The sequence below is a fragment of the Hymenobacter sp. AT01-02 genome (genome assembly GCF_000961955.2).
Taxonomy (GTDB): domain Bacteria; phylum Bacteroidota; class Bacteroidia; order Cytophagales; family Hymenobacteraceae; genus Hymenobacter; species Hymenobacter mucosus.
The window spans coordinates 52,982-73,633 of sequence record NZ_JZIR02000007.1 but is presented as its reverse complement, the minus strand read 5'-3'; the positions used below and the strand labels follow the sequence as shown (position 1 = coordinate 73,633).

The 20,652-nt window shown below is 54.2% G+C and carries 17 protein-coding genes and 3 pseudogenes; 9 read left to right on the top strand and 11 right to left on the bottom strand.

The window, feature by feature from the left end; translation table 11 throughout:
- Positions 1-18: 18 nt before the first annotated feature.
- The 4 genes and pseudogenes from lpxK (at position 19) to VI25_RS02970 (ending at position 4,455) form a co-directional block, all read left to right on the top strand.
- Positions 19-1,076: pseudogene (gene lpxK, locus VI25_RS02985) on the top strand (tetraacyldisaccharide 4'-kinase).
- A 28-nt stretch (positions 1,077-1,104) separates the two neighbouring features.
- On the top strand, positions 1,105-3,063 hold the full coding sequence (locus VI25_RS02980) for a putative porin (RefSeq protein ID WP_152981471.1): 1,959 nt from the start codon (positions 1,105-1,107) through the stop codon (positions 3,061-3,063).
- 78 nt (positions 3,064-3,141) lie between these two features.
- Positions 3,142-3,750 (top strand): tRNA-(ms[2]io[6]A)-hydroxylase, encoded by a 609-nt coding sequence (locus tag VI25_RS02975; RefSeq protein WP_045687513.1) that lies wholly within the window; start codon positions 3,142-3,144, stop codon positions 3,748-3,750.
- Positions 3,751-3,984: 234 nt separating this feature from the next.
- Complete coding sequence (locus VI25_RS02970; protein ID WP_045687514.1) at positions 3,985-4,455, top strand: hypothetical protein; 471 nt, start codon at positions 3,985-3,987, stop codon at positions 4,453-4,455.
- A gap of 132 nt (positions 4,456-4,587) precedes the next feature.
- On the opposite strand, the gene VI25_RS02965 is transcribed toward VI25_RS02970, so the two are convergent.
- Positions 4,588-6,435: a glycoside hydrolase family 2 gene (locus VI25_RS02965; RefSeq protein ID WP_045689457.1), complete on the bottom strand. Its 1,848-nt coding sequence runs from the start codon at positions 6,433-6,435 to the stop codon at positions 4,588-4,590.
- A gap of 176 nt (positions 6,436-6,611) precedes the next feature.
- Positions 6,612-7,891 (bottom strand): annotated as a pseudogene (locus VI25_RS02960) (asparagine synthetase B).
- A gap of 252 nt (positions 7,892-8,143) precedes the next feature.
- On the opposite strand from VI25_RS02960, the gene VI25_RS28245 reads away from it, so the two are divergent.
- Together VI25_RS28245 and VI25_RS02955 are read left to right on the top strand one after the other, a co-directional pair.
- Positions 8,144-8,470: a hypothetical protein gene (locus VI25_RS28245; RefSeq protein ID WP_316934249.1), complete on the top strand. Its 327-nt coding sequence runs from the start codon at positions 8,144-8,146 to the stop codon at positions 8,468-8,470.
- Complete coding sequence (locus VI25_RS02955) at positions 8,404-9,384, top strand: ABC transporter permease (protein ID WP_316934248.1); 981 nt, start codon at positions 8,404-8,406, stop codon at positions 9,382-9,384. Before VI25_RS28245 ends, VI25_RS02955 begins: the two co-directional genes overlap by 67 nt.
- A 988-nt stretch (positions 9,385-10,372) precedes the next feature.
- Here the strand turns inward: VI25_RS02955 and VI25_RS02950 are convergent.
- The 7 genes from VI25_RS02950 to VI25_RS02925 all read right to left on the bottom strand — a co-directional run bounded on the left by VI25_RS02950 (position 10,373) and on the right by VI25_RS02925 (position 15,655).
- A complete protein-coding gene (locus VI25_RS02950; protein ID WP_045689460.1) occupies positions 10,373-10,789 on the bottom strand; it encodes a hypothetical protein in 417 nt (138 codons plus the stop codon).
- Positions 10,790-11,033: 244 nt separating this feature from the next.
- Entirely contained in the window at positions 11,034-11,279 is a 246-nt protein-coding gene (locus VI25_RS02945; protein WP_152981470.1) for a hypothetical protein, read from the bottom strand.
- Between the two features lie 141 nt (positions 11,280-11,420).
- A complete protein-coding gene (locus VI25_RS02940; RefSeq protein ID WP_045689462.1) occupies positions 11,421-11,828 on the bottom strand; it encodes a hypothetical protein in 408 nt (135 codons plus the stop codon).
- Between the two features lie 60 nt (positions 11,829-11,888).
- Complete coding sequence (locus tag VI25_RS02935; RefSeq protein ID WP_045689463.1) at positions 11,889-12,323, bottom strand: hypothetical protein; 435 nt, start codon at positions 12,321-12,323, stop codon at positions 11,889-11,891.
- A gap of 19 nt (positions 12,324-12,342) precedes the next feature.
- Positions 12,343-12,495: a hypothetical protein gene (locus VI25_RS24985; protein WP_161806862.1), complete on the bottom strand. Its 153-nt coding sequence runs from the start codon at positions 12,493-12,495 to the stop codon at positions 12,343-12,345.
- 416 nt (positions 12,496-12,911) lie between these two features.
- Positions 12,912-13,118 (bottom strand): hypothetical protein, encoded by a 207-nt coding sequence (locus VI25_RS02930; protein WP_152981469.1) that lies wholly within the window; start codon positions 13,116-13,118, stop codon positions 12,912-12,914.
- A gap of 347 nt (positions 13,119-13,465) precedes the next feature.
- Positions 13,466-15,655 (bottom strand): glutamine synthetase III, encoded by a 2,190-nt coding sequence (locus VI25_RS02925; protein ID WP_045689465.1) that lies wholly within the window; start codon positions 15,653-15,655, stop codon positions 13,466-13,468.
- 346 nt (positions 15,656-16,001) lie between these two features.
- Here VI25_RS02925 and VI25_RS02920 point away from each other — a divergent pair, with 346 nt between their 5' ends.
- Positions 16,002-17,441 (top strand): LTA synthase family protein, encoded by a 1,440-nt coding sequence (locus VI25_RS02920; RefSeq protein ID WP_055562252.1) that lies wholly within the window; start codon positions 16,002-16,004, stop codon positions 17,439-17,441.
- Positions 17,442-17,449: 8 nt separating this feature from the next.
- A complete protein-coding gene (locus tag VI25_RS23865) occupies positions 17,450-17,866 on the top strand; it encodes a hypothetical protein (protein ID WP_055562251.1) in 417 nt (138 codons plus the stop codon).
- A gap of 387 nt (positions 17,867-18,253) precedes the next feature.
- Here the strand turns inward: VI25_RS23865 and VI25_RS23860 are convergent, their stop codons facing one another.
- On the bottom strand, positions 18,254-18,532 hold the full coding sequence (locus VI25_RS23860; RefSeq protein ID WP_161806861.1) for a pirin-like C-terminal cupin domain-containing protein: 279 nt from the start codon (positions 18,530-18,532) through the stop codon (positions 18,254-18,256).
- Positions 18,484-19,125: a pirin family protein gene (locus tag VI25_RS02905; RefSeq protein ID WP_052695370.1), complete on the bottom strand. Its 642-nt coding sequence runs from the start codon at positions 19,123-19,125 to the stop codon at positions 18,484-18,486. Before VI25_RS02905 ends, VI25_RS23860 begins: the two co-directional genes overlap by 49 nt.
- Before the next feature lie 169 nt (positions 19,126-19,294).
- On the opposite strand from VI25_RS02905, the pseudogene mtaB reads away from it, so the two are divergent.
- Positions 19,295-20,634 (top strand): annotated as a pseudogene (gene mtaB, locus VI25_RS02900) (tRNA (N(6)-L-threonylcarbamoyladenosine(37)-C(2))-methylthiotransferase MtaB).
- The last annotated feature ends 18 nt before the right edge of the window (positions 20,635-20,652 follow it).

Sequence of the window (20,652 nt, the reverse complement as noted above, 5' to 3'; positions counted from 1 at the left end):
GTCGCTTCTTTGCCTGCAATGCCTTCTCTGCTCACGCTTGTGCTCTTACCATTCAGCTGGCTGTATGCCACAGTGATGGCCGTGCGCAATGGGCTATATGCCACGGGCATTAAACCCTCAACTAGCTTTGCGGAGGTGCCCGTTATCAATGTGGGCAACCTGCGGGTGGGAGGCACCGGCAAAACGCCCCACGTAGCGTGGCTAGTGAATTGGCTGCTAGCCCAGGGGCAGCGCCCGGCCATGCTGAGCCGGGGCTATGGGCGTCGTACCCAGGCTACCGCCTGGCCAGCGCCGCCGATACGGCCGCCACAGTAGGCGACGAGCCTCTGCAGCAATGGCGCCACTTCCAAGGGAGCGTGCCGGTAGCCGTATGTGAGGACCGTACCGCAGGCATTCGTCAGCTGCTGCGAGACGCGCCTGCTACCAGCGCGCTGGTGCTAGACGACGCCTACCAACACCGGCGGGTACAACCCTCCTTCAACATTCTGCTTACGGAACAGGCCCGACCTTTCTACCAAGATTTTGTGCTACCCGCCGGGCGCCTACGGGAACGCCGTGCCGGGGCCCGTCGGGCCGACTTGGTTGTTGTAACGAAGTGTGAGCCAACACTGTCGGAAGCTAAGCGCCAGGAAATGACGCGCTGCATCCGGCGCTACGCCCGGCCCACTACTGCGGTGCTTTTTTCAACTTACGAATACGGTGCGCCGGTGCCGCTAGCTGCCAACGCCCCGGCAGAAGGCAAGGAAATAGTGCTACTCACTGGCATTGCCCAACCTGCTCCCTTGCGTGAGTTCCTCGAAACGGCGGGCTACCGGATTGTACAGCACGCCCGCTTTTCTGACCATCATACCTTTAGTGTGGCAGAGCTAGAAGCGGTAGCTACGCAATTACAACCTGGACAAAGCGTTTTCACTACGGAGAAAGACGCCGCCCGCCTGCGCGAACCTGCGCTAGCGGCCGTAGTCGCTCGGTTGCCCCTATTTTACCTCCCCATTCACGTCCGGTTTCTTGCTGATGGTGCCGTCCGTCTGCCCGAACTGCTGATGCCCTACTTTCAGCCCCACGCTGTTGTCTGATTTGCTATTAATTTCGCTTCTTCGGGCCGTGGTGCCCACCTTTTGGCTGACGAGAATGTACCGCCAGGGCCTAGCTGTTGGGGCTACGCTGCTGCTGCTGCTGGGGCTCTTGCCCAATGCCCGCGCCCAGGTGCTCGACGACTCTACCAAAAACCGCTACGGTGCCCGCACCACCTTCATCATTCGGGAGGCCGATGTGCTACGCCAGGATACGGTGGGGCGCATGATTGATACCACGCTTACTCGCCTCCCGCAGGTGCGCTACTGGGTGCACGACTCCACGTTTTACCAGGACCTAGGCAACTTCGGCACTGCTGCTCGTCCGTTGCTCTGGCAGCCTAATCTAGAGTTGGGGGCCCGCCTGGGTCGCAACGTATTCGACCGGTACACCCGTAATTCAGCCACCATTCCTTACTACGATACTCGCTCGCCCTATACTTTCTTTCGCTTTAATCAGGGAAATCCCTACGAGCAAGTATTTGAACTGTCTTACACGCGGAGCCTCAAGAAGGCGTTTAACGTGGGCTTTGCCTACGAGCGGTTTGGTGCCAATAAAGCCCTAGCCGTCTCGAACACTAGGTCGTCGCAGGTAGAGCACAGCAACTTCCTGTTGTTTGTGCGTTACCAGTCGCCAAACGACCGTTACCACATGGTCGCCAACCTGAATACGTCGCGGCATCGGGCAGTTGAACAGGGTGGCATTCAGCCCTTGGCTAGTGACACCCTGGAAAATGGGCGCACCGACTTAAGTAAGCTCTTCGAGTACCAGCGGGAAGTAGTCAACCTAACTAATGCTCTTAACCGCGACGACCGGGACGAATTCCGGCTGACGCATACCTATCGCCTCTTAGGCCGTGGCCTCACCGTGTATCACACCTTCGACTGGCGGCGACAGCAGAATAAATACGTGGATACGAAGTTGGAGTCTCCCGGTGGCACCCCACTGTTCTATCCGCAATTTTTAGTCAGCAACGTGGCTACCGATGACCGGACCACGATGCGGCAGGTAGAAAATACTGTGGGCCTTATGGGGCGGACGGCCGCGGTAGAATATCGCCTGTACGGCCGTCAGCGCTACCTCACCCTCACCGATCAGTATCGGCAGGGCAGCACGGAAGGGGTGGAAGTAACCGCTTTCAACATCGACACCTTGCAGCTGTTTGTGGGTGGTACGGCCGCTTTCAGCTACCGGCAGTTCGCCATTGAAACGGCCGGAGAGCTAAAGCCCTCGGCCCAGCTTGACCAAACTGAGTACTGGCTACGCGGGGCTGCTCGCTTGGGACCATTGGTGGGTGAACTGCTGTTGAACAGCTACTCGCCTACTCTCACGCAGCAGCGTTTCAGCGGCAACCACTACGCTTGGGATAACACGGGTGCAACTGCCTTCCGTAACACCAATGTGCAGCAGCTGCGCGTGAGTATTAGCCAGCAAGTGGGGGGGCAATACTTGGAGGCATCGGGCACGGCAGCGCGCATCGGAAACTTGGTGTACTATAACCAGTATGGCGTGCCAGCCCAAGCCGACTCGACCAACAACCAACAGCTATTCATTGCGGCTCTGCGCCACCGCTTTCACGTAGGGCATTTTTACTTCGATAATCAAGCAACCTACACCGCCGGGGCTGGCGAAGACAAAGCCCTGCGCATCCCAGCGCTAGTGGCCGAGTCGCGGATTTACTACCAGGGCTACGTATTCAAGCGTGCTCTGTTCGGGCAGGTAGGAATGCAGACCTACTTCCAGTCGCGCTGGAAAGCCTACAATTACAGCCCCAGCACGCAGCAATTTTATCTGCAGGACTACTTCACCATTCGCAACACGCCTCTGGTAGACGTGTTCCTGAGTGCCGATATCAAGACGCTGAGCATCTTTCTCAAGATGGCGTACATCAACCAGTTTCTTCCGCAGTCCGGTTATTACACCACCCCGTACTATACTGGGCTACCCCGACGGTTCCAATTCGGCATCCGTTGGCAGTTCTTCAACTAATCACTTGGTAGCTTGCTACGGGGGCTAGCAGAAACCCCGCCTGAAGCCTACTTGGCCCATTACCATTCGCTTAGCCACATGCAACCCGAAGGCAAAGAAAAAACCATCCTCAAGCTCAAGCTCAATACTGACCCGCGGTGGGTAGATATTGCCAGCAAAAACATAGAGGATATTCTCGTTGACCATGCTTACTGCGAGCAGAAAGCGGCCAGCACAGGCATTAGCCTAATTGTAAAGTATCCCGAGAAAACGCGCCTCGTGGATGAGCTCACACTTCTGGTAGCCGAGGAGTGGGCCCACTTTGAGCGGGTACTGCTAGAGCTGCGCAAGCGCGGGCACGAACTGGGTCGTCAGCGCCGCGACGAGTACGTGGTGCAGTTGATGACCCACGTGCGCAAAGGCGGAGCCCGCGAACGGCAGCTCATGGACCAGTTGCTGGTAAGTGCCCTGATTGAAGCCCGCAGCTGTGAGCGGTTCAAGCTTTTGTGGAAGCATATTCCTGACCCCGAGCTATCCAAGTTCTACTATGAACTGATGGTGTCGGAGGCAGGACACTTTGTGAGCTACGTGGACTTAGCCAAAGAATATTGCGACCCGAAGGAAGTAGACGTGCGCCTGCAGGAGCTACTCAAGATTGAAGGTGAGATCATCACCAACCTACCCGTCCGCGACGACCGGATGCACTAGTAGTAGTCAAGAGACTGCCAGGAACAAGGGGCGTAGTTCTGGGGTAGCACCAGGACTACGCCCCTTGCTCGTGCAAAGAGACTAGGGAGTGATACCAGGGCTGATAGCATGAGCTACAGCAAAGAGAAGCTTGGGAAAATTTTCTTCAAATGGGACACATACCCAGCAGTAAAAGTACTGTTCTATGGAAAGCAATGATATATTCGCTTCTTCCCTCACTGTACTTGTTCCCGAATGAAGAAACTTCTACTGCTGTTGACTTTAGTAAGTCCAGTGCTAGCGCTGGCACAAGCCCCAACCCCAGATGCCCCTCCCGCAGTGAACTTCTGCGGTATTGACCTAGTGGTGCCGGGCGGCTGCACCCCCGACAATAAGTACCAAGTGCATTGCCAAGGAATGCAACTGACGTGGATGTACCTAGATTACCCGATGCTGAAAGGCTTTCCTGATCAATTTGTGCGACAGCTTGAAAAAAAGCATAAGCACACGGAAAAGCAGCCGCTTGAGTGCTTTATTCTGGAAACGCCCGCGAAAGGCTATCGGCTGAGCTACCCCACCGAAGCGGGGGGCATGACGTATGAACTGGTAGCGTACGGCATTGCCAAGGGCCAGCCCGTGATGGTACAAGTAACTCTCGAAACCGACCCCGATAAAACGGCCGACCTACCAGCGCTGGCTCAGCAAATCATCCGGCTTCCCAAATAAGAAAAGCCTCGACAAAAGCCACCATCGCCCGAGCGCAGTAGTTGCAAAAAGAGTGGTTGCCACCCGACTTTCAGGTAGGACATTGCTTTTACAACTACTGCGCTCGGGCGATGGTGCTACTTTAGAAAAATACTATTCCTCCGGAGAGAAGTCACGGGAGTTTAGCAGGCCGGGGGGGACGGTAAGCTCGCCAGTGTGCGGGTCGATGACGCCATTGCGCTCATCTTCGATATTGGTGGCTTGCGTGTACACGTCGCCGGCAATAGGCCGGCGGCGCAGTTCCTGCTTGAAGGCACGAATGCGGTTGGTTCGCTCTTCTCCTTCCTGGGGCCCACCATAGTCGGCGAAGCCAAATCCGCCCCATTCACTTACAATAAGGGGCTTTTGACGGCGGTAGAAGAAGGCGTCGCCGATTACCAGCGGGAAAGCAGCAACTCCTACTAGCTCACCTCGCACAAGCCGGTCAAGCAAGTCTTGCCAGCGGCCTAGGTCAGGGGTGTAGAGGTGAGCCGTAAGCAAATCGGACTTCAAACGGCCTTCCTGCGAGATATGCTGCCAGCCGTCATTGTCCACTACCAGAAACTGCGGGTGCTCAATTTGCATATAGTGGTAAGTATCCACAATGTAGCGTCGTGTCTCGGGGTTGGTGGCAATATCTTGGCAGCCCCAATCCTCGTTATACAAGCTCCAAATAACTACGGAGGGATGCGACTCAATAAGTGCCAATAGGCGGAGTAGTTCGTCGCGGTGGTTCTGCCGGCTCCGGGTGCTTGACGTATGGGGACTAGGCACTTCTACCCACAAGAGCAGCCCCAACTCATCAGCCAAATTATAGATGCGCGGGTCGATGCCAGCAATGTGCACGCGCACCATATTGCAGCCCAGCTTTTGCATGGCGTGCATGTGGCGCTGCATTTCCTCGTATGTGGCCGTACCCGGCTGATAGAGGATGCCATCAAGATACGTGGGTTCATTGTTTAGGTACACGTGCTTGCCCCGGGACTCTATCTTGCGCAGTCCAAAATGCGTTTCGATTTGCGCTTCGTAGCCTTCCGAATCCACTAGTTGGGCAACCAGCAAGTACAGGTTGGGCGTTTCAGGGGACCATAGCTTGGCATCGGGCATTTCCAAAATGACGCGCTGCTGCTTTTGCCCGGCTTCCAGACGTAGTGGAAACTCAGAGGTATATAGGGGAGGAGAATCTTTGGGGGCGCCGCGTTCCGTTACTTTCAGCCGAAGTGTATAGCAGCCTGGGTCGTGAATGCGGGTAGTGAAGTTGAATCGAACCAGATGGTCTTCAATGATGCTGTCGACCCCGAGGCGGGAGCGGAGCCGGTTGCGCTCTACCACTTCCAGCCACACGCTACGCACAGCGCCGGTGTACGTCTGGTACCAGATTCCGCCGCGCTTATAAATGTGCGATTCTTGCTTGCCGCGGGTGATTTCGGCATCCATGGTATCGGCAATCCGCACTGTAAGCCGATTAACTAAGTGGAGATTTTCTTCTCGTAACTCGTAGGAAAACGAGGTGTATTCTCCGTAGTGGACATCCTCGCCTTCAATGGTGCGCAACTGTCGTCCGTTCAGCCAGACTTGGGTTTCGTAGCCGCAGGCCCCGAAAGTGAGTTGGAGCATGGATCGGCGCAGGGGCTCTTCTACCTCCGGAAGCGTAAATTCTCGCTCGTACCAAGCCACTACTTTATCTTGCCACGCAGTAGGCTGGGCCTGGCCGCGAGCCTCGGCCATGTGTGCTTCAATGGAGCCCGGCCACTGCGCTACGTATTCATAGTCGTGGCCGAGGTACCACCCTTCGCGCAAGCCTCTATCGTCAGGATCAAGGGCAAAATGCCATTGTCCGTCCAGGAGCGCATGGTTGCTGAGGCGCAGTACGGCACGCGGTAGGGGGTTGGCTATTTCTTCTACAGCCGCCGGTTCTTCCTGGCTGGCTGATAGGCTGTAATTGATGTGCTCTGAATTCATACAAGATGTTTCTGGCCACCGGCCGGGCGAGGAAAGGCACGCAATAGGTACTGGGTACGTCCCTTGTCTAGCTAATGATGCACGTACTGTCGAGAAAGAACTCCGCTACGCTTCAATGACAAACGCCCCTACCAGCAAAGGCAGAGGCGTTGGGAAGGCTACACACGCGAAGTAGCCTAGGTTTTTTGCTTCTTTTTCTTGGCTGCCGGAAACAGGATATTGTTCAGTATCAGGCGGTAGCCAGGCGAGTTAGGGTGCAGGGCCAGGTCGGTAGGTTCCTCTTCCACCATGTGCTGGTAGTCCTCGGGGTCGTGGCCCCCATAAAAGGTCCAGGTGCCTTTGCCCAAGGTGCCGTGCATATAGCGCACCTCCCCAGAAGCCTTGTTCTCACCCATTACTACCACGTCAGCCTTCACCAGAGACTTCCGGAAGGCTGTGGTCTGCCCCATGAACCCTTTGATAGTGCGCTCATGGTTCTGGGAAAGCATGGTGGGCACTGGGTCATACTTAGCCGAGAAGTTGAACAGTTGGAAGTAATCATTATCCTCGTACACCCCGCGTTCCTGGGGTTGCATGTCAATGTTGGAGTACTCGTACTCGTACGGGTCGCGCACGAGCTGGAAGTTCTGGAATGCCAGGGTGCGGTTGAAGTTGAGCTTGCTCTGAGCGGCTGGGTCGGCCGGATCACCATCGTACATGCTCTCGACCATATCAAGGCCCAAGCCAGCCAAGGCAATATCGTAGGAGTCAGTAGCCGAACACATAGCAAACATGAAGCCGCCGCCGGCAATAAACTCCTGCATTTTTACCGTCACGGCTCCCTTCATCTGGCTTACTTTTCCGAAGTTATTTCGCTTGGCAGCTGCCTCAGCATCGCGCTGCTGCTGCTGATACCAGGGGCGGTTGCGGTAGTTGCGGTAGAACTTGCCATACTCGCCCGTAAAGTCTTCGTGGTGGAGGTGAAGCCAGTCGTACTTCGGTAGGTCGCCGCGCAATACCTCGTCGTCGTAAATTTCTGTGTAGGGAATTTCGGCGTAGGTGAGCACCATGGTTACCGCATCATCCAAGGTTGCTTGCCTTTGGGCGTGTACACCGCAATTTTGGGTACCTTCTCCAGCTTCATCACATCCATGTTAGCGTTCGGGTCGGCTATTTCCGAGAGGATGCCGGTGTACTGCGCCTCGGAAATTACTTGGTACGTCACGCCGCGCACGGCCAATTCGTTTTCCGCACCTTGCACTACGTCGCAGGCGAAGGCCCCACCGCGGTAGTTCAGGAGCCAGTCTACTTCCACCTGCTTGCCCAGGAGCCAGTAGGCAGCTCCATACGCTTTCAGGTGCTCCTTCTGGGTGTTATCCATCGGGATAAGAATATGGTTGGCCCAAGCCGATAGGGGCTGACCGCAGCAGATTCCTACTACCAACAGTAAGGCAACAAGACGCGGGAAGTGTATCATATGAGAACGTAAGAAGATTTAAGGCAAGGTTTTTGTCAACCCGGGTCCCACGCAAGGAGCGAAAGCCCAAAACTAACCCACTCGTGCTTGCCTCAACGTCCGGTTAATCCGTGATTCTAAAGGTAACGAAACTGTGCGGCAGTTTAGTCCAAACCGCCTACCTTGCGCGACTCGCTGAGGGCCCAAGCGGCCCCGCACGGACCGCCTCAGCCGGGTCAGGATAATTTGCTCCGTTTGCTTGCTGTCGCCCTTATGCATCTGCTGGAAAACATCAAAGAGGCGTTTCGTTCCATTAACAGCAACCTGCTGCGAACTATCCTCACCGCTCTTATCGTCAGCATTGGCATCATGGCCTTAGTTGGTATTCTCACTGCCATTGATGCCATGAAGTATAAGCTCAATAGCACCTTCGCTAGCCTAGGGGCTAACTCGTTTGAAATCAAGGCGAAAGGTACAACAACCGCTCGCGTAGGGGAGGCGTGCAGGGCAAAACGTACCCGGTTCTCACGTATTTGCAAGCCCGCCAGTACAAGGACCGGCTCGGCGACAATGCCAAGGTGGGACTATCTGCTTTTATAGCTGGTGCCGTAGAGGTGAAGGCGAACGGGGAAAAAACCAACCCCAATATGCAAGTAGTGGCCGGTGACGAAAACTACTTGCTAATTCAAAGCTATAATCTGAGTGCGGGCCGCTCCTTTTCCACTAGTGAGTTACATGCGGGCAACAATGTAGCCATTGTTGGCACGGAGATTAAGGACAAGCTGTTCCCAAACCAAAGCCCCATAGATAAGTACATCTATCTGCTGGGACGGCGTTTTCAGGTTATTGGCGAGTTGGAGAAGAGCGGTAGCACGATGGGTGGCGGTGGTGCCGACCGTTTGGTACTTATCCCGCTGGAAACCGGCAATCAACTACCCCGGCAGCGGGCCCTTACCTACGACGTAAAAACGGCTACGCTTGACCCTTCCATGCTCACGTATCTCACGGGAGAAGCAACGGGCATTATGCGCGCCGTACGCCACGACCAACTAGGCCAGGAAGATAGCTTCGAGGTAGAAAGCAGCGAATCCTTAGCGGGTAAGCTAGATGATCTGTCAGGCAAAGTGCGTAAAGGAGGAAGTGTGCTGGCCTTCATTACATTGCTCGGCGCTAGTATTGCCCTCATGAATATCATGATGGTTTCTGTGACGGAGCGAACCCGCGAAATAGGCATCCGAAAGGCACTTGGCGCTACTGCTCAACAAATTCGCCAGCAGTTTCTTATTGAGGCAATTGTCATCTGTTTGATGGGAGGCATTCTAGGTGTACTACTAGGCGTTGCTGGAGGAAACCTGATTCCGTTGCTGATGCCGGGCGCAGGAGGCTTCTTTGTGCCTTGGTTATGGATGGGAGTAGGTATTGCTATTTGCATGTTGGTAGGGCTCATATCAGGTTATTACCCAGCTAGCAAAGCTGCTGCCCTTGACCCAATCGAGAGTTTGCGCTTCGAATAGAGGTAGCCCGCGGTTTGGTTTGTCCTGGACCTTTCTGCGCCCAGCCGCAGATGGTACTTGCGCCTGTACTATGCAACCTGAAGTAAGGAGCAAGAAAATAAACCGACTTTCCTTAGGGGTCGAGGAAAGTCAACTACTAGCATTGTTCAAACGGTAAGCTACAATAGGAAGGAGATAGGAGCGTGCCATATTAGATCCCGCTACATGTTAGTGGCGAGCGGTACCCGAGAAGGCCCATATCAGTAGGCCGCGTCCTCATTAGCAGTACATTCTTGTTTGACTATAGAGAAGCTATCTGATAATTGGGAAGTACCGTATGTAGGAAGTTACAATTAGCATCGACTTCCCTTCACCAAGCTCTCTTTTAGAGCATAAAAACCACAAAAACGGCCCCGAAAAACGCATTTTCGGGCCGTTAGGCGGGATGCAGAATCTATCCAAAAACCGACCGTTTTTGGACGCTCATAAGCCCGGCCTTTTGACCCCATCTTTTCGTATTCTTCGATGTGTAAGGCAGCCTAATACGGCAGCTCCTACCGTCAGCAGGCACATGACTCCCAGCAACAGGGGGAGGCTCGGGCTGGCGTTGCTGATCGATAGCAGGTACAACACGCTACTAAATGTACCCAGCCACGCGAGGCATGAAAATAGCAACGGCCCTGCCAGCCCAATCCTGTAGGCGGGATAGCCGGCCGTCATATACCAACGCGTGACGAGCCCAATGCCCACTGGAGGAAGGAGTCCACATAAAATAGCCCAGTAAATCCAGTTGTTCCCCTTCAGAAAGTCGGGGGTAGCATGTGCTCTGGCCGGTAAGCTCACCAGTAAATAACCGCCAAGCACTAGCGCAGGTAGTAAACGCGTGTTGCGATAAGCCATATCTCGAAAGGTTGAAACTATAGCTCGCTTGTAGGAGCAGCATGACTCTCCTGGCTGTTACCCTCAGCAAAGCACTGCGCCGGCTAGCTCCTCTAGCTGCCACGCTGCCTTAGCGCGAGTAGACGTCCTCGAATTCATGATAGGGTCGGCCCGCAGTTCGGTTCCGGGAAGGATAACGTAAGACTAGTTTATGGTCCGTGAGTTCTTTGACTACGACCGTAACCGAGCTGTAGGTAAAAGTGTCGGAACTCAGGTACGTGAGCTTGTCGCCGCCCAGCGGGGAGTTATCCTTCACGTCGTAGAAGAGGATGGAGTCCTTGGAAATGACGGTGTAAAAATAGAGAGCAGCGGGAGAGGAGTCCGACTTCTGGGTCAGTAACTTGCCCTCGGCGTCATACTCATAGTCTACCAATTCTTTAAGCGTCCAGCGGCCTTCGATGGAAGGTTTGGGCTTGCTTTCTTCTTTCTTACAGGCGGCGGTGAGCAGCGTCAGGCTCAACAGCAGGAGGGATAAGAAACGGGGCATGAAAATGCGTTAGAAGTGTTCTTTGTTTAGCGAGAACCCGTAAAGTGTCGTAGCGCGTGGATCCGGCTCGTTCTTACCTTGGATGGTATCATGCGGTAGCAGCCCACGGCATCTTTGCCCAGCGCTTTGGGGTCGGGGCCTTGTGCTTTGCCATAGCCCTGCCGTCCAACGGCCACTAGTTCTGCTTGGGGTGGAGCAGAATGCCGCAAGGTCAGCTGCTACTGCCTGCGAGTTCCTAGCCGTTTTAGATGATAATAAAGGTCTTAGCACCAAGTGCTCCCGATGCTGGCATGTAATAGGTGGTCGTATCTGAGGAGAAATTGATGAGGCTCCTTGTGCCACGCATTACCTTGATCCATCGTGGATGCTCCTGGCGGATAATGACTGCATCACCAGCCTGTATACGTAGGGCAGGACGGCCACCGAGCGTATCCCGTAGCTGACGATACAACACTGTGCCAGTAGCGAGCTGTAGCCCGCGAGGATTCATGCTACCACGCAGAACTTGTGCAACGTCAACTGGCTGAGGTGGCCTCACCATACGAGGACGTAGGGTGTCTTGCGCCCAAACTGTTGCCGGGACAAGTAAAACGGTACTGAGGAACATGTGCTTCATCAGGTTAGACGGTTTCTATTGCTCCGTAGCAACATCTAGCTCCTCAACCTCTGGTCGGCGCAGCAGGTCGCGGGTGATGATGACAATGACGCCAACTTGCAGAGTAGCGCTTAGCAGATTAAGCCCGGTTTGCGGCCAGGATGCCGTAAGCAGGGGCAGGCGTGCTAGATACAGGAGCAGGCTTGGTATGTGGAGCAGCAGGAGTACTACTTTAGCCCACCGGTGGCCTTCTCGTACTTCCCATCCTAGAATGACTAGCAGAAGGTATGTTACGACCTGACTTATATAGAATGCGTTCTGGCTAAGATGAGGGGTAGGCTTGAGGGGCTGCTGAAAGGCGAGGATTATGGTAACAGACACGGCTAGGCTCAGAAAGTACAGGTTTGATGCCTTGCGGTCATTGGCGGGTATAGTTACGGCCATAGCAATAGGGTTGCTTTTTACTTCTTCAACTGCATTTGCAGCAACTGGATGAGGCAGGAGCTATTCAAATAGCTCGTTTTTAATGGAAGCATTGGGGCGGTGAGTGAAGTTGTTTCGGAATAGAAAGTAGCAGATGATTGAGAGTATAATGAGGGAGAGCAGATTGCGAAGCACAGCCCAATAGTTAGGGGCACTGTCCGCCAGAGTCGGTACTTGACGGAGAATGAGGTAAACGTTCCAAGTGAAGAAGGCTAAAAACAGCGCCTTGGCATATGGTTTACCTGCCCTGATTCCGAAGCCCAGCCATGCTAAGAAGACTGGGGTTAGAATTAAAATGGCAAAGGCGATACTAGTGAGAACGTTGTCTCCTTTACGAGTAACAACCAGGACTATAAGCTTGAAAGAGGTGTAGTAATTAGATGCTAGGTTCAGTGTGGTTAGACCGAAGTACAGATAGGAGGCGATAACATTATCTCGGCGTAATGTTAATTTCATAAACAGGCGTCTAAATAGGTTACTTCTTCACTTGCATTTCCAACAGCTGGATGATGTGCTCCTTATCCTGCACCTGAATCCGAAGCGCCTCCTTCTCGAAGGCTGTAGCCTCTTCCAACCGCTTCGCGTCCGCTACCTGAATAACATCTCGCCTTTGCCGAGTAGAAGCCAAGTGGGGTTTACCTTATCAATTGAAATAGCAACTGTAGCAACGAACTCAGCAAGCGGTTTTGAGCCCTTATCAATGTAGTTGCATATGGCTGAGTCACTGACACCAAGCTTCGTACTGAAGCTTCGAACATTCATTCATAGAGTCTCTATTAGAATTCTTATACTCTGACTTTATAGCGCTTTGTCTCATTTATGCTCTTTGTGTAGAGTAATAATGTTCCTTTTGTAGCGTGTGCTTGTACATGTTCACCGCACAAGTAAGGAACCAGTTGGTGAAACCGCTCAAACACGCTGACGCTATACGTTACCTCTTGTTCAGCATTGCCGACCGATACCAGAGCTGATGCAGTAGCGTCAGACCCTCCAGCACCAGCTCCCGCTCCTCGGCCCAACTCCAGTGAATGTGGGGCGAGGGCGTCAGCAGTTCCAGCAGATCATCCGCCGGTACGGGACCGACGCCTGCTGGGGCAAGTGGGTGAGTAGAAACTCGCGCGCCTGCTCAAGCGGACTCTCGCTGCCGGCGTCGCCCGCCTGCGTGGCCTCTTCCAGGCGCTGGCCGAGGGTCTGTAAGCGGGAAAGAAGCAAGTCAGGTTCCATCAGCAAAGCCATACATACACGTTTCAAATCTACTCTTTTTCCCCATTGCTGTGACGGAAAAGCAGAAATACTATGCCCTGCTCTTGCAGTCACCCTCAACACATAGCAGGGCGTCGACAAGCAAGAACCTGTCAACACACGTACCGGGCAACAGCTCGGAAAGGGGGGCGTATTGGGGGCGGGTCCCTGCATTACGGTACTTAGCCCTACTTAGCGCTGCTGACGAAAATGACCTCTACGTCGCGTAGAGGCCGCTACGTTAAGACCCGGTAAGTACCAACGCAAAAAAGCCGTCCCCACCCGGAAACGGCTTTTCCACAATCGGAGCGCGGAGAAAATTCCCACCCAACTCCGGTCCGATTCTGACCCTGGACTTAGTGGCGGAACAAAAGTTCGCGGTACTTTACCAGAGGCCAGTCCTCATCGGCAACCATCAGCTCCAGCTTATCAACCGAGCGGCGGATGGTGTCGAAATGTGATTTGACAGTATCGCAATAGGCCACAGCCCGCTCGCGTGTATCGTCAATTTTGTTAGCCACTTTGCGGGCGTTGGTCATCTCGTCCACCTGGGTTTTGATGGTGAAGATGTGCCGCGAAATAGCCTTAATAGTATTCAGCGTTACTTCTGAATTCTCATCATCCAAGCCTAGCTCACGCAAGCCCCGAATGTTGGTAATCAGTTTGGTTTGGTAAGCAACAGCGGTAGGTATGATATGGTTTACGGCCAAGTCACCCATTACGCGGCTTTCGATCTGAATTTTCTTGATGTAGTCCTCCAGCAAAATCTCATGGCGAGCGTGCAACTCAACGTGAGAGAAGATGTGGTGACGCTCGAACAGGACGGCAGCCTCGTCTTGTACGAAAGCATCCAGGGCCTGCGGTGTCGTTGGTACGTTAGCTAAGCCGCGCTTAGCTGCCTCATCTTTCCACTCGTCCGAATAGCCATTGCCTTCGAAACGAATGTTCTTCGAGCTAATTACGTACTCGCGCAGAACTTCTACAATAGCTACTTCCTTTTTCTTGCCCTGGTCAATGAGTTTATCAACCGATGTCTTGAAATCGATAAGTTGCTCAGCAACAATAGCATTGAGCGTAGTCATGGCCGACGAGCAGTTCGCCGATGAACCTACTGCACGCAACTCGAACTTGTTGCCAGTGAAGGCGAAGGGTGACGTACGGTTACGGTCCGTATTGTCGAGTAGAATAGCTGGAATCTTATCGATGCCGAGCTTTAAGTAAATGTTGTCTCCTTTATCGAGGGGTACCTTGGCCGTGCGCTCCAGTTCGTCTAGTACCGAATCCAGCATTGAGCCCACGAAAACCGACATGATGGCCGGCGGTGCTTCGTTGGCACCCAGACGGTGGTCGTTGGAAGCGGAGGCAATGCTGGCGCGCAGCAACTCTCCGTAACGGTGTACGGCCTTGATGGTGGTGATAAAGAAAGCCAGGAACTGCAGGTTTTCCTTCGGACGACGACCAGGAGCTAACAGGTTTACACCCGTATCAGTGCTCATCGCCCAGTTGTTGTGCTTGCCCGAGCCATTGACACCCGCGAACGGCTTCTCGTGCAGCAGGACTTTGAAGTTGTGCTTGTCGGCTACGCGCTCCATGATGTCCATCAGCAGTTGGTTGTGGTCAACAGCGAGGTTAGCATCTTCGAACGTAGGAGCGCACTCAAACTGGTGCGGTGCTACTTCGTTGTGGCGCGTGCGCAGTGGAATACCAAGTTTGTTAGACTCTTCTTCGAAGTCCAACATGTAGGCATGCACCCGAGCAGGAATAGAGCCGAAGTAGTGGTCCTCTAACTGCTGGCCTTTGGCGGGGGCGTGACCAAACAAGGTCCGGCCCGTCATTACCAAGTCAGGGCGAGCAGCGTACAGGGCCTTATCTACCAGGAAGTACTCTTGCTCGATGCCCAGCGTAGTGTGTACACGCTGCACATCTTTATCAAAATACTGGCACACATCTACGGCTGCCTTTTCTAAAGCGGCCAGCGACTTCAGCAATGGTGCTTTGTAGTCGAGCGCTTCGCCGGTGTAGGCAACAAATATTGTGGGGATGCACAGCGTTTTGGCGCTGGCTGTTTCAATAATAAAGGCAGGTGAGGTAGGATCCCAAGCAGTGTAGCCGCGGGCCTCAAAAGTGTTACGAATGCCACCGTTCGGGAACGAAGAAGCATCTGGCTCTTGCTGCACGAGCGCCGACCCTTTGAAGTTCTCAATTGGACGCCCGTCGGAGTTCAGATCGAAGAACGAGTCATGCTTCTCCGCCGTGGCCCCAGTCAATGGCTGAAACCAGTGCGTGTAGTGCGTGGCTCCTTTAGCCATGGCCCAAGTCTTCATGGCCGATGCTACGGCATCTGCTACGGAGCGCTCAACAGGAGAACCCTGCTTGATAGCTGCCTGCAGCTTCTTGAAATACTCGCCAGGCATGGTAGCCCGCATCGCATCGAGGTTGAAGACGTTTTTACCGAAAGCGTCGGAACGACGTTCGCCGGTGATGTCGACGGCCAGCGGCTGGCGCTGGTCTACTAATTCGAGAGCTTTAAAGCGAAGAATTGCCATGTATGAGGTAAGCGTGACACTCGGTGGGGTTGAGTATGAGCAAAGGTAGAGGTGCTACTCGTAATTTTCCAAACTGGCCTTTAATTTTTACCCATGCTTTTCGACAAACTGTGGCTTTTTCACTGCTACCCCCTGTTTTTAGAAGGCTATTGCCGTAATATTCTATCTATTTTATCTTGCACAGCTAAATGTAGCATCTATCTGCCGCTGTTGCTGGTGGCTAGAGAATCATAGCGTCTTGTCGTACTGGTAGCCGTCGGCAATATAGTAACTGTTTTGTGCTGCTTCAGGTATCGGCGCGTAGGGCGTAAGCAACTACGGAGTTGGTTCCGTTACTTTTGCTGCTGTGAGAAACCGCTTTGCGTTTCAGCCGCGCTACTTTCTATTCTGGCTGATCTACTTCGTCCTTACCAAGGCCCTGTTTCTGCTTTACCATAGCACGCAAACCAAGGGCTTACTGCCAGAAGTTGTGGCGAGCATCTTCGGCTATGGGCTCCGGCTTGATGCGTCGGCTACTGCTTACCTGAGTGCTATTCCTTTCGGACTATTTATTGTTGGCAGCTTAGCAGGCCCTCGGTTTCCGCTAGAGCGCCTCATCCGTTTCTTTACGGCTGTGGCGGCCATTGTAGTAACTGTGCTGACCGTAGCCGACCTGGAATTGTACCGGGCTTGGGGCTTCCGGCTTGATGCTACGCCCTTACAATACTTGAATACGCCAGGAGAAATGGCAGCGTCGGCTGGTAGTGCTCCAGTCGCACTGTTGCTTCTGCTCCTGGTGGGGCTGCTGGTTGTAGGATGGGTGCTGTACACGAAGGTAGTAGGTAGGATACCGGTGCTACCTGCTGGGTTTGGACGCGGCCGGGCTGCATTGGCAGGCGTGCTCTACATGGCCTTATTAGTGCTTCCTCTGCGAGGTGGGGTGCAGCAGATTCCCGTCAACCAGAGCGACGTGTACTTCTCAAACCGGCCCTTTGCGAATCATGCTGCTGTCAACGTTGCTTGGAACGTTGTCAACTCGTTATTCCTGCAAAATGCCGGCCCTAATCCTTACCAGTTCTTGCCTGACACAACGGCTACGCGGGTAGTACAGGCGCTGTATACTCCTGCTGCTACCCGTAGTGATTCTGTTAGCTTGTTGCGTACGCCGCGGCCCAATGTGTTGTTTATCATCCTTGAAAGCTTTACGGGTAAGCTAGTAGGCCACCTGGGCGGCGAGCAAGGCGTGACGCCGACGCTCGATAGTCTGGCCCGCACGGGCGTGAGCTTTCGCCACCTATATGCTGCCGGCGACCGAAGCCAAAAAGGGCTGGTGGCCTTGTTGTCGGGCTACCCGAACCAGCCCGCCACCAGTATTATTAAGTATCCTCGCAAAACGGAGCGGCTGCCTCATTTGTGTCAATCACTCAAAGCTGCGGGCTATAGTTCAGCCTACTACCATGGGGGAGAATTGGCGTTTGCCAATATGAAAAGCTACCTCGTAACGGCAGGGTACGAACGATTTACGGAACGCTCTGATTTTGCCAGGCAGGAGCAAAACTCCAAATGGGGTGCCCACGACCACGTGCTACTGGCCCGAATGCTGCGCGAACTGCCTCAGCAACGTCAGCCATTCTTTGTGACGGCGTTTACCCTTAGCAGCCACGAACCCTTCGATGTGCCTATGCCTCCCCGCTACCTGGGGACCGACGAAGCTGCTCAGTTTCGCAACTCTATATATTATACGGACCACGTACTAGGGCAATTTCTGGCGCGTGCGCAGCAGCAGCATGGTGGGCCACTACCTTAGTAGTACTGGTGGCCGACCACGGGCATGCCCAGCCCAATGATACGCCACCCCACGCTCCGGAGAAATTTCAGATTCCGTTGTTGCTGACGGGTGGGGCGCTGCGTCCTGACGCAGCAGGGCGCTCCATAGAAACCATCGGCAGCCAAACCGACGTAGCGGCTACCTTGCTACACCAGCTCCAGCTACCTGCCACCAACTTTACCTGGAGCCGGGACTTGCTAAGTCCCGCCCCTGCGGCGGCCCCAGGTGGTTTCGCATTCTACTGCTTCACCGATGGCTTCGGAATGGTGAGCCCAACCGGCTGCGTAACCTACGACAACGTAGCGCGTCAAGTGATTGAGCGGCCTGCGCACGTACCGGCTACCCAGTTGCAGCTAGGCCAGGCCTATGAGCAGAAGTCATTCGGCGACTTTCTTTCCAAATAAAGCATGGCGGCTTCCCTTCCAGAACTTTTGTTTGTGTACAACGCCAATGCGGGGGCACTCAATGGCCTACTAGATACCTTACACAAGACTCTATCTCCATCTACTTACGCGTGTTCCCTGTGCGCCGTCACATACGGCGCAGCGCGCATGCGGCCAGAGTGGCGAGAGTTTCTACAAAGCCTACCCGTCAGTGCTACCTTTCTCCATCGCAATGAATTAGCGCAACAGCACCCATCTTTGTTGGCACACGCGCTACCTGCCGTGTTTTACCGGGCTACCAGCGCCGCGCCCTGGCAGTCGTTTCTTACGGCTGCCGAGTTGCAACGGATTAGCTTGGCTGCGCTTATGCAGCTTGTTCAGAAACGCCTGGCAGCTATTAGGCTGAGGCTATTCAGCAATGAACACGCCCATACGTCCCATTTGGTAATCGCGCATGGCTTCCATAATCTGAGACGTCGTGTTCATCACGTAGGGCCCTTGTTGCACCACAGGCTCGTGCAGGGGCGGTGCACTAGCCAGCAGCACCAAGCTCTCAGCAGTAGCGCGTAGCTGAATAGTGTTGCCATCGGGGCTAAGGTTCACTAGCGTTTGGGCAAGCGCTGATACGCCGTTCACGCTTACTTCCCCACGTATGATATAGAGCAGAATGGTATGACCAGCCGGCACTTCGGCGTATACGCGCCCAGCGCCGCCAGCCGAATCAGCCCTAGCCGCAACTGGGGCAATAGGGAGTGTACTGGCCCGCGCAACTCCTCCCACGGCCCTGCTATCACTGTTAGCAGCCCTTGCCCAGCATCCAGCTCTTTGGTAGGGAGTGCGTTGGCGGGCACGTTATGGTATCGAGGCTGCTCCATCTTCCGGGCAGCGGGTAGGTTTAGCCAAAGCTGCACTAGCTCCAACGTACCCCCATTGCGCCGGAATCTTGGGGTAGTATTTTCGGCGTGAATAATGCCACGGGCGGCAGTCATCCACTGAACACCGCCAGCGCCTACTATTCCTCGGTTGCCACGACTATCTTGGTGTTCTACTTCACCGGCTAGCACAAGCGTTACGGTTTCAAAGCCCCGGTGCGGATGCGGCCCAAATGGCAACCCGCCGTTGTCGGGCGGGAATACCTTGGGCCCGATATGATGAAGCAGCAGAAACGGATCTAAGGCGGGTAGCTTTTCCGAGGGCAACGGCTGCATAATGGCGAGTTCCTGGGCTTGATTGAACGTGGCAGGTACAAGTTGTAGAACGGAGTGCAAGGAGTTAGGCATTAGAAAAACAAGCAAGGGAAGTAGATACTGGCACTAAACTATACGCCTTGTTCTTGGGTTATAGCCGTCCGTTTTGGCGCACAGCCTGCTACTTGGCACTTCTCTAGCAAAGCCGCTTGGTAGCACCTACAACTTCGCGTCTGATCGTTGTATCTTTGCGGTCTTGTTTATGGATACCAGAAAAGTTGCCTTTTACACGCTGGGCTGCAAGCTCAACTTCTCCGAAACGTCGGCCATTGGTCGGCAGTTTGAGGAGCACGGCTTCGTGAAAACCTCTTTTGAGGATGCAGCCGATATTTACGTCATTAACACCTGCTCCGTCACGGACCATGCTGACCGCAAGTGCCGTAAGGTAGTGAAGGAAGCCTTGAAGCATAACCCCGAGGCTTTCGTTGCTATTGTAGGCTGCTATGCCCAGCTTAAGCCTCAGGAAATTGCCGAGATTCCGGGCGTGCACGCCGTCCTAGGTGCGGCCGAGAAGTTTCAGCTGGTAGAAACGTTAGCAGGATTTCAGAAGCCCGCCGCCGGACAGCCGGGCCACGTGTTTGCCTCCCCCATATCGGAGGCCACAGAATTCCACGCGGCTCACAGCTACGGAGACCGGACGCGTACCTTCCTGAAGGTTCAGGACGGATGCGACTATTCCTGCTCGTTTTGCACCATTCCGCTTGCCCGCGGAAAAAGCCGTTCTAACTCAGTGCAAAGCGTAGTAGAGCGCGTGCAGGAATTGGCCACAACGGGCGTAAAGGAAATTGTCCTGACGGGGGTAAACCTGGGTGACTTCGGCTTGCAGGGCCCCGAACGGGAGCGGAAAGAGAACTTCTACGATTTGGTTCGGGCCCTTGATGAGGTAGATGGCATTGAGCGGTTCCGCATTAGCTCGTGCGAACCCAATTTGCTTTCCGATGAGATTATTCGGTTCGTGGCTCGCTCCAAACGATTCATGCCCCACTTCCACATTCCGTTGCAGTCGGGGTCCAACAAGATTCTGGGCCTGATGCGCCGCCGCTACCGCCGGGAATTGTACCAGGAGCGCGTAGCGCTTATCAAGGAAGTGATGCCACATGCCTGCATCGGCGTTGATGTGATTGTGGGATTCCCTGGGGAAACGGAGGCTGAGTTTCAGGAAACCTACCAGTTCCTAAACGATTTGGATGTAAGTTACCTGCACGTCTTTCCATACTCTGAGCGGGAGAATACGTTGGCCCCTTCGCTACCCGGCCGGGTGCAAGACCGGGTGCGCCACGAGCGGACCACACAATTGCGTAGCTTATCGGAAAAGAAAAAACGCTACTTCTACGAGCAGCACGTGGGTATGGAAACGCAAGTTCTCTTTGAGGATGACGTAACCAATGGCAGATGGAAGGCTTCACACCCAACTACATCCGCGTAACGGCCAAATATGATCCGCTGCTGGTGGGCGATACGAAGCGTTTGCGGCTCATTAGTCTAAACCCTCATACTCTTATGGAGGCGGAAGAGGTTGGCATTGAAGTGTTTCACCACTAGCCAAGTCCTACCAAGTCA

What these genes read in the sequence shown, in the direction of transcription:
- VI25_RS02975 (WP_045687513.1), top strand. Translation starts at nt 3,142, where the DNA reads ATGCAACCCGAAGGCAAAGAAAAAACCATCCTCAAGCTCAAGCTCAAT.
- VI25_RS02970 (WP_045687514.1), top strand. Translation starts at nt 3,985, where the DNA reads ATGAAGAAACTTCTACTGCTGTTGACTTTAGTAAGTCCAGTGCTAGCG.
- VI25_RS02965 (WP_045689457.1), bottom strand. Translation starts at nt 6,435, where the DNA reads ATGAATTCAGAGCACATCAATTACAGCCTATCAGCCAGCCAGGAAGAA.
- VI25_RS28245 (WP_316934249.1), top strand. Translation starts at nt 8,144, where the DNA reads ATGCATCTGCTGGAAAACATCAAAGAGGCGTTTCGTTCCATTAACAGC.
- VI25_RS02950 (WP_045689460.1), bottom strand. Translation starts at nt 10,789, where the DNA reads ATGCCCCGTTTCTTATCCCTCCTGCTGTTGAGCCTGACGCTGCTCACC.
- VI25_RS02945 (WP_152981470.1), bottom strand. Translation starts at nt 11,279, where the DNA reads ATGAATCCTCGCGGGCTACAGCTCGCTACTGGCACAGTGTTGTATCGT.
- VI25_RS02940 (WP_045689462.1), bottom strand. Translation starts at nt 11,828, where the DNA reads ATGGCCGTAACTATACCCGCCAATGACCGCAAGGCATCAAACCTGTAC.
- VI25_RS02935 (WP_045689463.1), bottom strand. Translation starts at nt 12,323, where the DNA reads ATGAAATTAACATTACGCCGAGATAATGTTATCGCCTCCTATCTGTAC.
- VI25_RS02925 (WP_045689465.1), bottom strand. Translation starts at nt 15,655, where the DNA reads ATGGCAATTCTTCGCTTTAAAGCTCTCGAATTAGTAGACCAGCGCCAG.
- VI25_RS02905 (WP_052695370.1), bottom strand. Translation starts at nt 19,125, where the DNA reads ATGCCTAACTCCTTGCACTCCGTTCTACAACTTGTACCTGCCACGTTC.